The sequence below is a fragment of the Bacillus cereus group sp. MYBKT111-2 genome, from assembly GCF_051915205.1.
Taxonomy (GTDB): domain Bacteria; phylum Bacillota; class Bacilli; order Bacillales; family Bacillaceae_G; genus Bacillus_A; species Bacillus_A paranthracis.
Window position 1 is genome coordinate 58,029 of record NZ_JBQAEG010000007.1, and the last position, 16,875, is coordinate 74,903.

Here is a 16,875-nt window from a genome sequence, read left to right on the forward strand (position 1 = left end):
CGCTACTCGCGGTTTTTCTTTTTCTTTATGTAAAACCATACGACACATGTAACAACTACTGAAATGGATAAAATCCATATTCCATAATGATGCAAACTATACTCAACGAAACGCCACTTCTCTCCTAACTTCCAGCCAAGTCCAATAAAAACACTTATCCAAATAAGTGCACCACCGTAAGCGTACAAACAAAAACGCCAAAGTGTTAAATTCGACATCCCAGCAAAATACGCTGTTAAATGACGTACTCCTGGGATAAAATAACCAACTATTAAAAGAAATGGGCCATATTTTTCAAATAAAATATGTGTTTTTTCAATGTGATGTTCTTTAATTCTAATTTTCGGTCCATATTTTTTTAAAACAGGGAGTCCAAGTTTTAAACCTAATATGTAGCTTAATGTAATGCCTAACATCGCACCAGCCATCCCACTTAAAAACGCAGCTGTTCCTGACATAACGCCTTTTGAAACGTTATAACCAACGAAGGTCAATAAAAACTCGTCTGGTATCGGTAATCCAACAATCCCGCCAGCTAAAGCTATAATAATTCCAAAATACCCATAATGTGCGATTAACTCGCCAATATGTTGTTCCATTCGGAAGACACATCCTATACACGATCGTTATTCCACATTGTGCCCTTTCTATCTTTCAGACAAACATGGTATACATATTCACTATACATTGTTTTTATAATGAACTCTACTTCTATCCATTCCTTTAGCAGGCAGAAATTGAACTATTAATCAGTGACCTCGCTCATTCTTAGTACACATCAATCACGTGCTAGACTCCCGCCTTCTTTCCTTATATCCATCTCCTCTTGAAGGACTAATCTTACTATCCACAAATACCATGATTAAAAAATAAAAATTCATATGCTTGTTTTTTTGTTACAATAAAGGAAAGTTACTTTTCGCAACGGTTTAACTCTCAGGAAAAATGATATACCTAGCAAAAACATAGTTTGGTCGATATAATGCAACTTCTACCTATTAAAAGAACATGCACCCTTTACATACAACATCATTTTTCTAAATTATACAGGGGGAACGAACATGACCATTGAAAATCAATTTATCCAAAAGGTTTACTATAAAACATTTTTAACAGAAAAAACTTCTACTCCAGTATCAGAAGTACTCGGTGAAGCATATATAAATGAATCTACAAATGAATTCTCCAACATTTCTAATATTCGCTTTGCTCAAGGTGAATTGTATTACCAAAATAAAGACTTTGAAGCAGCAATATTTAAATGGGAGAAAGTAAATAATGAGCTTGCACTTTGGGCAACCAAGAATATTGCAGATGCTTATTTTGAACTAGGATTCTTACCAAAGGCAGAAGAAATGTATCAATCTATCCAAACGGAAGATACAACTCTTACAATGGAAGTTTCCTTACAACTTCTTTCTCTTTATATCGAACAAGATCGTTTAGGTCTAGCATTTAAGACGATTAGTGAGGCTGTTGCATTTCAACCTGACTATCCAAATATTACTTCAATTGCTCGTTCATTCTATGAAAAACAAGAAGATTGGAATAACGCCATCGAACTTGCCGTTCAAGAAGGAATTCGAACAAAATCATTACACTGGTTCGATACTTTAATCAATTATGTGAATCAAGGATTTACGAAACAAATCAAACCAGAATATTTCTATGAATCTTTAAAAGCTTTATATGCAATTGATCAAGTCCAATTTAAGGAACTTGTTATTGCTCTTTGGAACAGCTATCAAAATGAAAAATCACATCTACCTTGGATTCAAACAATCAATCATTTATTCTTACATATTGAAACAGACAACAATGACGATTGGCATGAAATTGTTGAACGCTATCAAGATACGTACTTTGAATTAATTACTGGTGAACATTTCATGCATGAAATGCAAGGACTTGTACCTGACTTATTAACAAATTGGTTTAGTTTAACGAGAGCAAAAGACGCCCTATTCGTCTCTGCTGCAGTGTTAGCGTGGAATGAAGTTTCACCTACAACTTTAGAGTCATTACTCGTAAAAAGTGCGGGAGCCCTACTCTCTAATTCAACAGCTAAAACAAATGTGAATATGGAAACTGTTTCTCATTTATTCGAAACAATTGCTGCATGGGCTGAAAAAAATGATGTAGATTTAAGTCATCAATTTACGTTACTCGTTCATGAACTATGTGATTTAAATGTTACAAAATTACTAATTTCGGGAACTAGTGACTATGATAAATTATCATTCGTCAATTCAATATTAGGAGAGAACATCTTAACTGAAACTATAACAACTCCTATTCTATTTAAAGATGATAGCCAAACTGAAATAACAGAATTCACTGCGTTAGACGTGCACAATATACCGAACTTTGATGAATTCCATCAAATAATGGCTACACCTGAACAATCAGAACTTGAGAACAAATGTATAGAAATTAAATTACCAAGTAGATTTTTGAGAAAGAATAAATTTGCATTTCTTGTTACACCACCTGTTCGAGGACAAGTGGATAAAAACAGCTCATATTTTGAATACTTACAAGCCGCAGATAGCCTTATTTACGTATTAAATTCTTCTTCATCGTTACATGGTGAAGAACTTGATACATTACTTTATTTACGTGAACAAGTACCAAACTTACAAATTCATTTCGTATTACATACAAATAGTGCGGATACGAATGAAAAACTAATGAGTAAGATGAAAGTCCATTTCCCAAATGCGCAGTTCTTCCCATACTCTCCTTCACAAGAGGGGAGCCAACAACTTGGGGACGTGACAGAGTCTATTCTTTCTAATCTAGCAGAACGCGATATAGAACAAGAACGTATCGAAAAACTAATATGGTTTACTCAAAAGACAATCGCATACCTTGTAAATGAACGTGTGGAATTAGAAAATACATTAGTCAAATCAGTACGCTGGAATAAACATATCTCAGTAAAACTAAACGGATTTATTAACAATCTTACTGCTCTTGAAAAAGATAAAATTCGTTCTATTACAGAATCTTATCTTTTAACGAAAGAAGAAATCACAAGAGATATCCATTCTCAAATTCCTGAATTATTACAGAGCTGCTCTGACCTTGTTCAAGAAGATAGTGATTTCAAATTAGTTCATGAAGAATTAAATACTGCGATGAACGAACGAATTCAAAAACATGTACAGCAAGTGCTTCTCCCTAAATTTACTGGGTTTATTCAAGAGTGGATTGAAACAGCACATAATGAATTTATTCAAGCTCAATCTTATTTAGATGAAATGAGTGAAACGTTTAATAAATTATATAAAGAAGAACGAATGAAACTTCCTTGCGATTTCAAATTACTAGATGATTGGCATCGAGATGTTGTACGCATGACCAATAGAATTACAGTATCGAATATCAATATTTTATTACGTTTTACACCGACACAATTTTTCTTAAAGAGTGCAGGAAAACTATTTGGTAACATGCAAAAAAATCAATCTATGCTTGCAAACAAATATAAACAATATATTGAAACGGAAGACTATACGGAAATTGCTCAAACGATTTCAAAACAATTCTTCCTTCAATTTGAAGTATTTGAAGGCGCATTAGAACGAGATATCATGATGTTCTTTAAAGATCCACTTAGCATACTGAAACAAAATGTAGAAGCCGCTCAACTTGAAATACAGGAAGACGAGCAAACATTAGCAACGTTAAGAAGCAACCCAGAAACTTATCACGATCCGTTAGCATTCTTTAAACTGCAACTATTGCAACACAAATTCGTTTTAAGTACGCACAAAAACAATGAAGACGTCTATGAATTTAATGAGTCTCCTACGATTTAACATAAAGTGAAACTTTAATCAGTGGGGGGTCTTCATCCCCCACCTAACTTCCTTGCTTTCGCTGAATTTTGAGGTGGGGGTCTTACTGCCCATTAAAGCGGGATAAAAAACCAAGCAAACTGAAATTTGCTTGGTTTTTTACTTTAATTCATTATTTTCATATGTTCAAATGGATAATAAATTACCGCTAATTCTCCTAATACATCAGCTTTATCAATGAGTCCTAAACCATTTCTACTATCTCTGCTTATTAAGCGATTATCTCCCATAACAAAAATCTTGTTTTTAGGAACTGTAATTGGTCCAAAGTCCTCCGTTAAATTCATAAGTTTTTTTTCAGCTTGTTTTTTATTACTATACAAATACGCTTCCTCTATCACTTCATGATTCACATATAATTGATCATTTCTCACCTCAATAACATCGCCAGGCAAACCAATAACCCTTTTCACATAAAAATTATCTGTCTTTACAACAATAATATCTTCTCTCCCATAACTTTCAAATTGCTTTGCCAACTTATTCACAATCACCTTATCCCCATCTTGTAACGTTGGCTTCATAGACGCCCCTTTTACAGTCGTAGGAAAAAATACGAAAATTTTCGCCAAAAACACGAGCAAACAAGCAATTGCAATTGTTCCAAAGAATTCACGCAAACGTTTTTTCTTTTGCATCATTCCACCATCTCATCATGTTTTTACTTCTATTATAAAGACTTCAACTACTTAATTTCTATAAAATTCTGAATTATAAAATTTGAATATCAAAACTTTAAAATAACACCCTCATAAAATCCTTATTTTTATATACCATATTTTATATGTACCTCACTATTTATAGACAGTAAAATTTGGCTGAAGCAAAATAGTAAAAAAGATACTCTCCAAATAGTCTATCTACTATTTGGAGAGTATCCTTTTATATTCCCACATATACAATACACATTTGAGCCGCTACATATGTAAACCAAATCCAAAGTGGTTCATACTTTAATTTGCGCCCTCCAATATCTGTCACGCCAATAATAAAATCAGAAATCACAAATAGTAAACCACCAAAAGCTGGTATCCACCATATTCCTGTATTCTCATAGTATAAGGCGAATGCAAAGCAAGCCATTCCTCCAACCCACAATCCGTAAATTAGCGCTCCTATCGTAAACAATTTATCTTGTTTCTCATTTCGAATAAAAAAGAACCATCCTATAATGAGAAAGAGTCCGTATGCGAGTAAACCAATCCAAAAACCATTCCATGAAATGCCTGTTTGCAAAAATGCTTTTACATAAAAACAATGCGCAAGCGCGAAAGTAATCATCCCTCCAATTAGCCTGTGACCAATTGGAATTAAACCTGCCATAAATAAATCCCCTACAGTTGATAACGTCATACCTAGTGCAACCCACGTACTATAATCTACTGATGGATCTTGTAACCATATCCAAATTGCACTTGCTGTTAAAGAAAAACTAAGAATAAGACGCACCGCTAAAGGTAACGGCATATTATTTCTTTTCTTTTTTGTCTGTCCTATTGCATAAATTACACCAATTAAAAAAAGAATGATTTGTGCAATTAACACCATGTAAAGTAGATTCATAATATGTTCTCCCCAATAAAATGCTTTTTGTATCTTTTTTCGTTACACCTAGTCTATTATCCTTTTTCTACATAAAAAAAGAAGAACAGTACTGTTCTTCTTTTTTAATCGTTTTCCTGTTATTTATGCTACTTGTTTTTCTTTCTCCATTTTCTGCTTAGCTGGCACCCGATTCACCACTATAATTCCCGCGGCTACACACGCTAAACCGAATAATACAAATGAATGAATTGCTTCGCCTAAAATCATGCTCGATAATAACACACCAAATACGGGTATAAAGAACATGTACATTGATACTTTTCCAACCTTGTTGTACTTCATAATTGTATTCCAAATGCAAAATCCTGCTGCGGATAAGAAAGATAAATAGATAAGCATTAGTATTGCATGTATACTAAATGTAAATGGCATGACTCCAACTTGCAAAGCCCCTATACATAATAGCCCGATAGAACCAAAAATCATTTGGTATGCTGTCATATAGCCAACATCTAATGTTTTACTACCTTCTTTCGCCAATATATTCCCATACGAGTACAACATTGCTGCAATCAGAAGTAATAAACTACCAATTCCGAAATGGAATGACAAACTACCATCACTCGGTACATTTACTAAAACGACACCACAAAATCCGATAGAGACTCCAATTATTTTTTTCATATTGAGCGCATCGTCTTTATATAAGAAGTGCGCGAGTAAAATTTGAAAGAATGATGATGTTCCTGAAATAATAGCTCCTTCAATACCAGAACTATAGCTCATTCCAATATAAAAGCATATATATTGAAGAAATGTTTGAAATAAACCAATTTGTACTAACTGCTTCCCCGTTCCTTTTTTGAAATTCATATCTTTTCCTAACGCTTTAAAGAAGAATAAGAGCATGACTCCAGATAAGAAGAAACGATAACCAGCAAATAATATTTGCTCCCCAACTTCTTGTGGCTGAATTCCAAGTTCAGCATAACTTAATTTAATAAAAGGGAATGCGCTCCCCCATAAAAAAGTCGCTACTATTGCAGCAATAAACACGCCAATCGGATGGGTAAAAAATTTCTCTGTCTTCACTTGTTGTCTTCCTTTCCGATCTTTTTACGAACAATATTCATATATACCAAAGGAACTGTGAAAACACAAGTTTTCAGTTTATACGCAAACAAAAACATATCATCTAACGAAAACATATGCTATACTATAGAATAATTACAACATAATAACTGTTAAAAACAGATTCAACAGAAATGCTGCTATCCATTATGGATGGCAGCTTTCGTCGTTTTATAGGGGTTTCGATTTTGATTATTTTTCTCAATAAGAATTTGGAAGGAGCGAGTAGTAATGAACTCAGAAGTAAAAACATTACAAGTACAAAAGTCTATTTCTCATCCCTCTTTATGGGATACATTAAAGAAACATTATGAACTTATATTTGCAATCGCATCTGGTATTTTCATTTTAGCTGGTTGGTTATTCACAAAGAACGATGTAATGAATGTAGGCATTACTTGCTATATCCTTGCTTATATAGTTGGTGGATATGCAAAAGCGAAAGAAGGTATTGAAGATACAATTGAGGAGAAAGAGCTAAATGTCGAAATGCTTATGCTCTTTGCTGCTATCGGTGCTGCAATGATTGGCTACTGGGCAGAAGGCGCAATTTTAATCTTTATCTTCGCACTAAGCGGTGCGATGGAATCTTATACATTAAGTAAAAGTCAAAAAGAAATCTCAGCGCTTCTTGATCTACAACCGGAAGAAGCATTACGCATTTCAAATGGAAGCGAAGAACGTGTTCCTGTTGGACGATTACAAATTAACGACATTATTCTAATTAAGCCAGGTGAGCGCGTTCCTGCTGACGGTACGATCCATAGCGGTGAAACAAATATCGATGAGGCAGCGATTACTGGTGAACCTATTCCAAATGAAAAAAAACATGGTGATGAAGTATTTGCTGGTACTGTAAACTTACGCGGTGCTATCGAAGTTAAAATTACGAAGCCGAGCGATCAAACATTATTCCAAAAGATTATCCGTCTCGTTCAAAGTGCACAAAGTGAAAAATCACCATCACAACTATTCATCGAAAAGTTTGAAGGAACATATGTAAAAGGTGTACTACTCGTTGTTGCGCTTATGATGTTCGTCCCTCATTTCTTACTAGATTGGAGCTGGAATGAAACGTTTTATCGCGCTATGATCTTACTTGTAGTCGCATCTCCTTGTGCACTCGTTGCTGCCATTACACCAGCAACGTTATCTGCTATTTCTAACGGAGCAAGAAATGGAATTCTCTTTAAAGGTGGCATACATTTAGAACGCCTCGCTTCAGTAAAAGCAATTGCTTTTGATAAAACAGGGACATTAACAGAAGGAAAACCTACCGTAACAGATGTATATGTTCGAGAAAATATGACAGAAAAAGAAGTACTTTCAATTACAGCAGCAATTGAAAGTCACTCTACACATCCTTTAGCTGAATCTATTGTGAAGTATGCACAACATGCGTATGACATTACATTAAAAAAACCAGAAAACGTTGAAGATGTAACTGGTTTTGGGCTAAAAGGAACATTCGAAAACAAAGCTTATAAAATAGGTAAAGCTGATTTTATCGGTGAAGAAACAAAGACATTTCATAATGGTATTTCTGCTTCCCTTGAAAAAGAAGGTAAAACTGTCGTTTATATTAGTGACGAGGATGGCATCCTTGGGCTTATCGCTTTAAAAGATACACTTCGCCAAGAAACGATAGCTGCTATTCGCGAATTAGAAAGCATCGGTGTCGAAGCAATTATGATTACTGGTGATAATGAAGAAACAGCAAAAGCAATTGCCTCTGAAAGTAATATAAAGGAATATTACGCATCATGCTTACCAGAAACAAAAGTGGAAACGATTAAAAAGCTAAAAGAAAAATACGGGACAGTAGCAATGGTCGGAGATGGTATAAATGATGCCCCTGCACTCGCTACTGCTAGCATTGGTGTAGCAATGGGTGAAGGAACAGACGTAGCTTTAGAAACGGCAGACGTTGTACTTATGAAGAACGAATTATCTCGCCTTTCACAAGCAATCCGTTTATCAAAACGAATGAACCGTATTGTAAAGCAAAACGTAATCTTTTCACTAGCTGTAATTGCAATGCTGATTTGTTCAAACTTCTTACAATTTTTAGCTCTTCCATTCGGTGTTATCGGGCATGAAGGAAGTACGATTCTTGTTATTTTGAATGGCTTACGATTATTAAAAGGAAACAAATAAAAACGGGTCCCTCATAGAGGACCCGTTTTTTCTAATGGTAGCTATTATGCCCGTTCGCACTACCACTCGTTTTATGCTTTGGATGCGAACTACTCTTTTGTTTATTGTTATTTTTATTGTTGTGATTCTTTTTATTATTACTCATGAAATATCCCCCCTGTTCCCTATTATTATGGAACAAGAGCTCACTTTTCATTACGGGAATTATTGTCACCCGTCCTATAATGATGGAGTAAACCATTAATTTCACCGCCAAGTAAAATTACCCATCCAGTTAAGTAAAACCATAACATTAAAATAATAATACCACCGAGACCACCATATGTATTGGCGTAATTCGCAAACTTATCTACATAATAAGCAAATGAGTACGATACCACAATCCATCCTACAGTAGCAAATGTTGCTCCTGAAATGACTTCTTTTCTTTTTAACTTTCGATCTGGTGCAAATGTATATAAAAAACTAAACAATGCAAATAGTACAAAGAAACTTGCTACTAATCGTGTAATGCTCCACACGTAAGAAAAACTATCCGATAAACCAATTGCTTTGAATACCGCTGCTCCAATGACTTGTCCAAACACTGGAACAATTAGCGCAAACACAATCATAAAAATAATCGCTAATGTAAACACAATTGATAACGCTCTCGTTTTAATAAAAGAACGTGTTTCCGTTACATCATACGCACGGTTAAAAGCATTCATAACCGCATTTACCCCGTTTGAAGCAAACCATAACATCGATAATAAACCAAATGATAATAAACCACCATTTTGCTGGTTTACAACTTTATCAACGTTTACTTCAATTAAAGACATTGCATCTTCGGGTACATACGGTTCTAATAAATTGAGCACACTTTCTGTTTGAAGGTCAATGAATCCAAGAAGCGTAATTAAGAAAACAAGCCCAGGAAAAATCGCAAGCAAGAAGAAATAAGCGAGCTGTGCTGCCAAGCCCGCTACATCATCGCGCATCGTCCGGTCATACAAATCTTTACCAAACGAATACGTACGATTTCTTCTCACCATTTCTAAAATTTTTCTCATATATGTTTAAACGCTTTTCTTCTCTTCTTTATCTTGCTTTAACTCAATGTACGCTTCAGTTTTTTTTTCCTCTACATTGGAGTCTTTCATAAATAGTTCACGCGCTTCTTTCATACCACCATCTTCAGCAACTACTGGCTCTTCTTCTGCTTTCAGTTCATCTACTTTTGGAGATACAGCTTGAATTTCAATCGTTTCTGGCTTCTCTGCTGGTTCAACTTTTTTCTTACTAAAAATTTCTTTCGTTTCTTTTAACGTCTCTACAACAGAAGGCGTTAATTTTTTAATTTCTGCTACTTTCGCTTTCACCACATTTAAATCAGCAAGTTCGCGTCCTTTATCTGTAACAGTTTGCACTTTTTCTTTGATCTTTGCATTTTCACCAATTTCAATCATCTTTGTTTTTGCTTTTTCTGCAGTATTTTTTACTTTTTCACGGTTTTCTTTCTTCAACATAGATACAGCTACACCTGCAGCTACACCAATCGCAATGTTTCGAGCAATATTATTTTTCTTTGCCATATTCCTTCACCCTTTCATTTCTTATGTTAGAAAGTATTTCTTTCTAAGCTTCCTCATATTCCTTGTTCATTTCGAATGAAAGCTAATAGCTTTGCACACCCTTCTGTTACAAGGTCATATACTTCTTGGAAATTCCCTGTATAGTAAGGGTCGGGAACGTCTGTCCAGCCACCGTCTGGAACAAAATCGGACAGCCTACCAATATAGCCTCCAGTTTTACCTAAACTTTTTAAATCTGCTATATTCTTGTTGTCCATGGCAATAATATAATCAAACTTTGTTAAGTCTTCTTTTTCTACTTGCCTTGCTTTAATTCCTTCAAAAGTGACTGCATTTTCTTTTAAAATTTTTTGTGTTCCTTTATGTGGCGGATGGCCAACATGCCAATCTCCAGTTCCTGCAGAATCAATGACAATTTTCTCTTCGAGTCTCTCTTTTACGACAAGATCTCGAAAAATCGCTTCTGCCATAGGAGAACGGCAAATGTTCCCAAGACAAACAAACAATACTTGAACCATATTTTTGTTTCTTCCTTTCTTGGTGCATTTCTTTATATATACTTATAGTATAAACAACCAATTAGTGAATATAAAGGAAATCCCTACTAATTTAATAGGATTGAAAAGATTCATTAACGAAAATGATAAAAAATGTTAAGATAGCCTTATGTTATTTTAAAGGGGGACACTTCGGTGGATTTATCCGTAAAGTCAGAAGAAAACGTTGAATATATGGTTGAAGCTATTAAAGAAAAATTACGTATGGTTAATGCTGGAGCGATGAGAGCTGCTAGCTTTAATGAAGAAATGTATGAAGACTTACGTGACATTTATGAGCATGTTATGAAACGTGAAACATTCAGCATTAGTGAAATGCAAGCTATTACAGAAGAATTAGGTACATTAATTAAAAAGTAAAGGAGCCTCGTTTATGAGGCTCTTTTTTTACTTCCAACAAATTCATGACAACTCTTCTCTTTCCCTCAATCAGCTGTAAAATATTGTACAATAGAAGTAGAACCTCACCTTAGATTTTTTCTCCATACATACTACTCACAAATAATAGCAACACTACCATTGCTAACTGTTTTTACTGGAGGTGCTTACTTATGAGCAATTGGTACAGTAAGACGAAAGACCAAACATTAATTGACTTAGAAACAAATGAACAACACGGTTTAACAGAAGAAATTGCAAGTGAACGTTTAAAGCAATACGGTTTTAATGAATTAGCTACAAAACAAAAACGCACTTTATGGCAACGTATTTTCGCCCAAATTAATGACGTCCTCGTATATGTCCTTATTATTGCTGCCCTTATTTCAGCCTTTGTAGGTGAATGGGCTGATGCAAGTATTATTGCGCTCGTTGTAGTTTTAAATGCTGTTATCGGTGTCGTCCAAGAATCGAAAGCAGAACAAGCTTTAGAGGCATTGAAAAAGATGGCGACACCTAAAGCTATCGTCAAGCGAGATGGTGAACTAAAAGAAATTCCATCTGAGCGCGTCGTTCCAGGTGATATCGTTATGCTCGACGCCGGACGATATATCCCATGCGATTTACGCCTGATCGAAACCGCAAATTTAAAAGTTGAAGAATCTGCTCTAACTGGTGAATCTGTCCCTGTTGATAAAGATGCAATCTACCACCCTTCCATGCAAAGTGATGAACAAGTACCACTCGGTGATCAAAAGAATATGGCCTTTATGTCTACTCTTGTTACATATGGACGAGGCGTTGGTGTTGCTGTTGAAACTGGAATGAACTCACAAATTGGTAAGATTGCTACCTTGTTACATGAAGCAGACGATGATATGACACCACTTCAAAAAAGCTTAGCACAAGTCGGAAAGTATTTAGGCTTTGTTGCTGTAGCTATTTGTATCGTGATGTTTCTCATCGGCTTTTTACAAGGACGAGATACACTAGAAATGTTTATGACTGCAATTAGTTTAGCCGTTGCAGCTATTCCAGAAGGTTTGCCAGCTATCGTTTCCATCGTTCTTGCAATTGGTGTGCAGCGTATGATTAAACAAAATGTTATCATTCGGAAACTACCAGCTGTTGAAGCTCTCGGTTCTGTCACAATTATTTGTTCAGATAAAACAGGTACGTTAACACAAAATAAAATGACCGTTACTCACTTTTATAGTGATAACACATACGATCAATTAGAAAATTTAAACGTAAATAATGATGTGCAACGTCTATTGTTAGAAAATATGGTGCTATGTAATGATGCATCTTACAATAATGACTCACAAACGGGAGACCCGACTGAAATTGCTCTTCTCGTTGCCGGGAGCACCTTTAATATGCAAAAAGATCATTTAGAAAAAATACATGAACGTGTAAATGAGCTACCTTTTGATTCAGATCGTAAAATGATGTCAACCGTGCATACATATGATGAAAGCTACTATAGCATGACGAAAGGTGCTATCGATAAACTCTTACCTCGATGTACCCACATATTTAAAAACGGTAAAATCGAGGTTCTAACAGATGCTGATAAAGATCAAATATTAGAAGCCGCTGGGTCAATGTCTCAAGAAGCTTTAAGAGTACTTTCATTCGCATTTAAACAATACAATTCAAACGATGTGGATATAGATCATCTCGAAGAAAATCTCATCTTTATTGGGCTTGTCGGTATGATTGATCCACCGCGAACTGAAGTAAAAGATTCAATTACAGAATGTAAAAAAGCCGGTATTCGCACAGTTATGATTACTGGTGACCATAAAGATACCGCCTTTGCAATTGCTAAAGAACTTGGCATCGCTGAAGAAATATCTGAAATTATGATTGGAACTGAATTAGACAACATTTCAGATACAGAACTAGCAAACAAAATTGATCGCTTACATGTATTCGCTAGAGTCTCTCCAGAACATAAAGTAAAGATCGTAAAAGCATTACGTGCAAAAGGCAATATCGTTTCTATGACTGGTGATGGCGTCAATGACGCTCCATCTTTAAAACAAGCAGATGTTGGCGTAGCGATGGGCATTACAGGAACAGATGTTGCAAAAGGGGCAGCGGATGTCGTATTAACAGATGATAATTTCTCATCTATCGTGAAAGCTGTTGAGGAAGGTAGAAACATTTATCGTAACATAAAAAAATCAATTCTCTTCCTACTCTCTTGTAACTTCGGAGAAATTATCACTTTATTTTTAGCCATTTTACTCGGCTGGGCAACACCACTACGACCTATTCACATTTTGTGGGTGAATTTAATTACAGATACGCTGCCTGCATTATCACTTGGGGTTGATCCTGAAGATCCTGATGTGATGAAGGAAAAACCACGACATGCGAAAGAAAGCTTATTTAGTGGTAGCGTTCCTTTCCTTATTTTCAATGGGGTTGTCATTGGCCTTTTGACGCTAATAGCCTTTATCGCCGGAGCAAAGTTCTATACTGGAGATACACATCTATTCCCTCTTTTCCCAGAGCAAATTGATGAGGATGCTCTATTACACGCTCAAACGATGGCATTTGTCGTTCTTAGTTTTTCTCAGCTCGTTCATTCATTTAACTTGCGTTCAAGAACGAAATCGATCTTTTCAATTGGGATTTTTACAAATAAATATTTAGTCTTCTCCCTTCTTATCGGTGTTCTTATGCAAGTTTGTATCATCTCCATTCCGCCCCTTGCAAATATATTCGGTGTGCATGCATTAACGATGCGAGATTGGGGATTTGTTCTCTTATTAAGTATCATTCCGCTTGTTGTGAATGAAATCATTAAATTAGTGAAGAAAAACTAAAAGGCAATGAGGACTATTCCTCATTGCCTTTTCGTTTACCCCACTGATTAAAGTTTCACTTTATCCTTGTAATTCTTTTTTAATGTTCTCTGTTAATGTAGCCATACGTTTGCGGCTTTCTTCACGCTCACGTTTATTTTGTTCTTCAATTTGTTGTGTTTCTTGCATACCTCTTGAAATAATGTTCCAAGTTTCCTCAAGTGTTTCCATCTTAATACTAGAAGAACCTGATAACCTCGCTACTTCCACACTTTGCGTCGCGATATTTTGTGCATTTTTCTTAAGTAATTCATTTGTACGGCGATCCAGTTCAGCCATAGAATCTGCAACAAGCTTTTGACGCTTCGCATTTACCGCTTGAATGATACCATTTTTAAAGATAGGGATCGTTGTAATAAATGCTGTATTGATTTTACCAATTAATTTATTATTACCACGTTGAATCATACGAATTTGTGGTGCTGTAAGTAACGCAACCATACGTGCTTTTTCTAAATCATCAATACGCTGTTCTAAAATTTCAACAGAGTTTTTAAGCGACTCTAATTCAATACCTGCTAATTGATCATTATTACGTACACGCTCTTCATACATCGGAACTAACTCTGTATTTAAACGCTCTAATAACATTTCTCCTGCTACTACGTATTTTTCTAAGTCTAAATAATATTTTAAGTTTTGCTCATATAAACCATCTAACGTACCAATTGATTTTTTCATTTCATCTTGATACTTTGTAATTTCCACATACACTTTATCAATTTCACGGCCCATCGTTTGATATTTGCTAAAGATTTGTTCAATCATTTTATCCGCTTTTTTGAACATACGTGAGAAGAAACCGCTTTTCTCTTCCGCAAAGTCTTTGCTATCGAATCGGTCCATAATTTTACCAAGCTGTTTTAATAATTCACCAGAATCTTCTATCTTTGATAATGACATTGTATGTAAAATTTGATCAGCAAAACGTGAAATTTCCATAGAAGGTTCTTTTCCAAGTTCAATTAATTCTAATTGATCTTTAATATCTACCGCATTATAAATACGTTGTACATCCGCATCTTGTCTAAGTTGCAAGCGAACATCTTGTGCTGTTTGCTCATTTAATTCTGTTTTCGAATCTAGTACGACTGGGTTATTCATATGGTATTCTCCCTTTCCTTATAAAAATGGACGAAATAGTCCTTTTATTGTTTGTGATAAATTTTTATAGGCTGATGAACCATGAAACTCAAGATCGAAATTAACTTCTTCAAGCCAATGTGAATCAAATGCCCCCGCTTCAATATATGGTTCAATATCGTTTCTTCCCGTTGGATTGAAATGGAATACATCTACTCCAATTTGATTTAAAAATAGTAATAAAACAGCATCAGAACGAGTTAACTCTCCACTCTTCTCATTATTAAATATAACAATTTTCGGTACATCTTGTGAATAATCAAATTTCTCAAGCTGCTCTAAAATATTCGGTGGTATTTGAGAAAGTTGCGCGAAAACATATAGCGCTACATCTTGTTTCGTCTCTTTTGCAATTGGTTTACACATTTCGCTTTCACACGTATGGATAATCGCTTCTGCAATACCATGTTGTAATCCTTCTGGCAATCGTTTGTGTGGCCACCAATGACTGTTCATAATTAAATCTGGATGCAATTTTCCCCCACGGTCTAATGCATCTCGATAATGGTATTGGAAATTTGCTTTTTGTTCTTTCGTAAACGGAAATGTATTAATTAATAAACTGTTATCAAATGATGTAACAGCCTTTAATCGTTGAAAATACTCTTTATCATTCTTTGAAACACCTGATATTTTCGCAAATAAGGAAGGGATATAAATGTGTTTATTTTCAACAAAGAATGTCGGGCGTACAAACGCCTTTTCTTTCGTAATTAAAAAGAGTTCATCATATGTTGTTTTTAATGTACGAGCTACAGGCGTATAGGAACGGAATTGCCATGGCTTGTACAGCAGTGAATTATCGTGGTGAAGTACTTGCTCAATTTCTTTTGAAGCTTGATACGCTACTGTTGCAACACGCTCGCGGCGGCGATCTGGAAATGGTTCAAGAGCAATACGGCCTGGATGAGACATAATAAATGTCCTTCCCTCTTCATCGACATTCTCAAATCCATCTTTTCCTTCTGGGTGATAATAAAGTACATCGCAGCCGAGCATAATAAGAAAGTATAAGAAATATATACGGCTTTCCTGTGCATCACCGTACCAAACAATACGCGGCATTTGTTTCTTATAGTTAATCGTAGAGAACCACTTCGCTACGTAATTTTCGCTTAATTTAATCATGTCGATTAAGAAACGACGAAAGCCTTCTGTCTTTAAAGATTGATTATGTTGTTTCTCATATAATTTCAATACAGAAATAAATGTCGTATGTATATAATGTTGTAAATCAGGATTATCTACTTTCGGCAAAAGTTGTTTCCCAGATAAGTGTGCCACTAGCCTATTTACTGTTAGACCATTTGGTGCTTCTTGATGTAATCCGAACACTTCTTGAATATGACGAAGTTTTTCCGAATCGATTACTTTATTTAAATTTTGTTCATGTAAAACTTCAATTCCTTTCGCTTCACTATAATCAAATAGTTCATTGAAATATTCATCTACATCATTAGGAACGCCAAGGATTCGACATGCTATATAACTAAATTTCATCTCATTCTCTGTCAGCTCATATTGTGGACGTTTTTCTAAAAGCGTTTCAAATTGCTTTAAATCTGATTCATCTTTTAATGCATATGGTTGAAGTGTAAAACGTGAAAACACAACAGTTCACCTCCAAAAACATTTACTTTTTCTA

13 protein-coding genes are annotated in these 16,875 nt (G+C 35.2%); 4 read left to right on the top strand and 9 right to left on the bottom strand.

All coding sequences use genetic code 11. From position 1 onward, the window contains the following. Window positions 1-2: 2 nt before the first annotated feature. Window positions 3-599: a DedA family protein gene (locus ACTFNE_RS19650; RefSeq protein ID WP_000434856.1), complete on the bottom strand. Its 597-nt coding sequence runs from the start codon at window positions 597-599 to the stop codon at window positions 3-5. Between the two features lie 462 nt (window positions 600-1,061). On the opposite strand from ACTFNE_RS19650, the gene ACTFNE_RS19655 reads away from it, so the two are divergent. Beyond that, entirely contained in the window at window positions 1,062-3,824 is a 2,763-nt protein-coding gene (locus tag ACTFNE_RS19655) for a tetratricopeptide repeat protein (RefSeq protein WP_270705169.1), read from the top strand. A 143-nt stretch (window positions 3,825-3,967) separates the two neighbouring features. Here ACTFNE_RS19655 and lepB read toward each other — a convergent pair whose 3' ends face one another. From lepB to ACTFNE_RS19670, 3 genes are all read right to left on the bottom strand, one after another. Beyond that, a complete protein-coding gene (lepB, locus tag ACTFNE_RS19660) occupies window positions 3,968-4,504 on the bottom strand; it encodes a signal peptidase I (RefSeq protein WP_270705168.1) in 537 nt (178 codons plus the stop codon). A gap of 241 nt (window positions 4,505-4,745) precedes the next feature. Next, a complete protein-coding gene (locus ACTFNE_RS19665; RefSeq protein WP_001051050.1) occupies window positions 4,746-5,426 on the bottom strand; it encodes a lysoplasmalogenase in 681 nt (226 codons plus the stop codon). Window positions 5,427-5,549: 123 nt separating this feature from the next. Then, entirely contained in the window at window positions 5,550-6,500 is a 951-nt protein-coding gene (locus tag ACTFNE_RS19670; protein WP_270705167.1) for a DMT family transporter, read from the bottom strand. Window positions 6,501-6,770: 270 nt separating this feature from the next. On the opposite strand from ACTFNE_RS19670, the gene ACTFNE_RS19675 reads away from it, so the two are divergent. Beyond that, window positions 6,771-8,696 (top strand): heavy metal translocating P-type ATPase, encoded by a 1,926-nt coding sequence (locus ACTFNE_RS19675; protein WP_270705166.1) that lies wholly within the window; start codon window positions 6,771-6,773, stop codon window positions 8,694-8,696. 185 nt (window positions 8,697-8,881) lie between these two features. Here the strand turns inward: ACTFNE_RS19675 and ACTFNE_RS19680 are convergent, their stop codons facing one another. Genes ACTFNE_RS19680 through ACTFNE_RS19690 form a run of 3 tightly spaced genes read right to left on the bottom strand, consistent with a single transcriptional unit; the run spans window position 8,882 to window position 10,791 of the window. Next, complete coding sequence (locus tag ACTFNE_RS19680) at window positions 8,882-9,751, bottom strand: YihY/virulence factor BrkB family protein (protein ID WP_046199045.1); 870 nt, start codon at window positions 9,749-9,751, stop codon at window positions 8,882-8,884. Window positions 9,752-9,757: 6 nt separating this feature from the next. Beyond that, entirely contained in the window at window positions 9,758-10,273 is a 516-nt protein-coding gene (locus tag ACTFNE_RS19685; RefSeq protein ID WP_001085393.1) for a DUF4075 domain-containing protein, read from the bottom strand. A 53-nt stretch (window positions 10,274-10,326) separates the two neighbouring features. Further along, entirely contained in the window at window positions 10,327-10,791 is a 465-nt protein-coding gene (locus ACTFNE_RS19690) for a low molecular weight protein-tyrosine-phosphatase (RefSeq protein ID WP_270705165.1), read from the bottom strand. Between the two features lie 174 nt (window positions 10,792-10,965). On the opposite strand from ACTFNE_RS19690, the gene ACTFNE_RS19695 reads away from it, so the two are divergent. Both ACTFNE_RS19695 and ACTFNE_RS19700 read left to right on the top strand, forming a co-directional pair. Further along, a complete protein-coding gene (locus ACTFNE_RS19695; RefSeq protein ID WP_000366197.1) occupies window positions 10,966-11,190 on the top strand; it encodes a DUF1128 domain-containing protein in 225 nt (74 codons plus the stop codon). A gap of 191 nt (window positions 11,191-11,381) precedes the next feature. Then, the gene (locus tag ACTFNE_RS19700; protein WP_270705164.1) at window positions 11,382-14,048 is read left to right on the top strand and encodes a cation-translocating P-type ATPase; all 2,667 of its coding nucleotides are present in this window, start codon (window positions 11,382-11,384) and stop codon (window positions 14,046-14,048) included. A 60-nt stretch (window positions 14,049-14,108) separates the two neighbouring features. Here the strand turns inward: ACTFNE_RS19700 and ACTFNE_RS19705 are convergent, their stop codons facing one another. Together ACTFNE_RS19705 and ACTFNE_RS19710 are read right to left on the bottom strand one after the other, a co-directional pair. After that, window positions 14,109-15,191 carry a toxic anion resistance protein gene (locus tag ACTFNE_RS19705; RefSeq protein WP_001064413.1) on the bottom strand — a complete coding sequence of 361 codons (1,083 nt, stop codon included), beginning with the start codon at window positions 15,189-15,191 and terminating at the stop codon, window positions 14,109-14,111. Between the two features lie 18 nt (window positions 15,192-15,209). Further along, the gene (locus ACTFNE_RS19710; protein ID WP_000492873.1) at window positions 15,210-16,841 is read right to left on the bottom strand and encodes a YceG family protein; all 1,632 of its coding nucleotides are present in this window, start codon (window positions 16,839-16,841) and stop codon (window positions 15,210-15,212) included. Between the last annotated feature and the right edge of the window lie 34 nt (window positions 16,842-16,875).

Excerpts from the sequence above, each read along its gene's own strand:
- ACTFNE_RS19685 (WP_001085393.1), bottom strand. The coding sequence starts at position 10,273 with ATGGCAAAGAAAAATAATATTGCTCGAAACATTGCGATTGGTGTAGCT.
- ACTFNE_RS19705 (WP_001064413.1), bottom strand. The coding sequence starts at position 15,191 with ATGAATAACCCAGTCGTACTAGATTCGAAAACAGAATTAAATGAGCAA.
- ACTFNE_RS19655 (WP_270705169.1), top strand. The coding sequence starts at position 1,062 with ATGACCATTGAAAATCAATTTATCCAAAAGGTTTACTATAAAACATTT.
- lepB (WP_270705168.1), bottom strand. The coding sequence starts at position 4,504 with ATGATGCAAAAGAAAAAACGTTTGCGTGAATTCTTTGGAACAATTGCA.
- ACTFNE_RS19690 (WP_270705165.1), bottom strand. The coding sequence starts at position 10,791 with ATGGTTCAAGTATTGTTTGTTTGTCTTGGGAACATTTGCCGTTCTCCT.
- ACTFNE_RS19680 (WP_046199045.1), bottom strand. The coding sequence starts at position 9,751 with ATGAGAAAAATTTTAGAAATGGTGAGAAGAAATCGTACGTATTCGTTT.
- ACTFNE_RS19675 (WP_270705166.1), top strand. The coding sequence starts at position 6,771 with ATGAACTCAGAAGTAAAAACATTACAAGTACAAAAGTCTATTTCTCAT.
- ACTFNE_RS19665 (WP_001051050.1), bottom strand. The coding sequence starts at position 5,426 with ATGAATCTACTTTACATGGTGTTAATTGCACAAATCATTCTTTTTTTA.
- ACTFNE_RS19650 (WP_000434856.1), bottom strand. The coding sequence starts at position 599 with ATGGAACAACATATTGGCGAGTTAATCGCACATTATGGGTATTTTGGA.
- ACTFNE_RS19700 (WP_270705164.1), top strand. The coding sequence starts at position 11,382 with ATGAGCAATTGGTACAGTAAGACGAAAGACCAAACATTAATTGACTTA.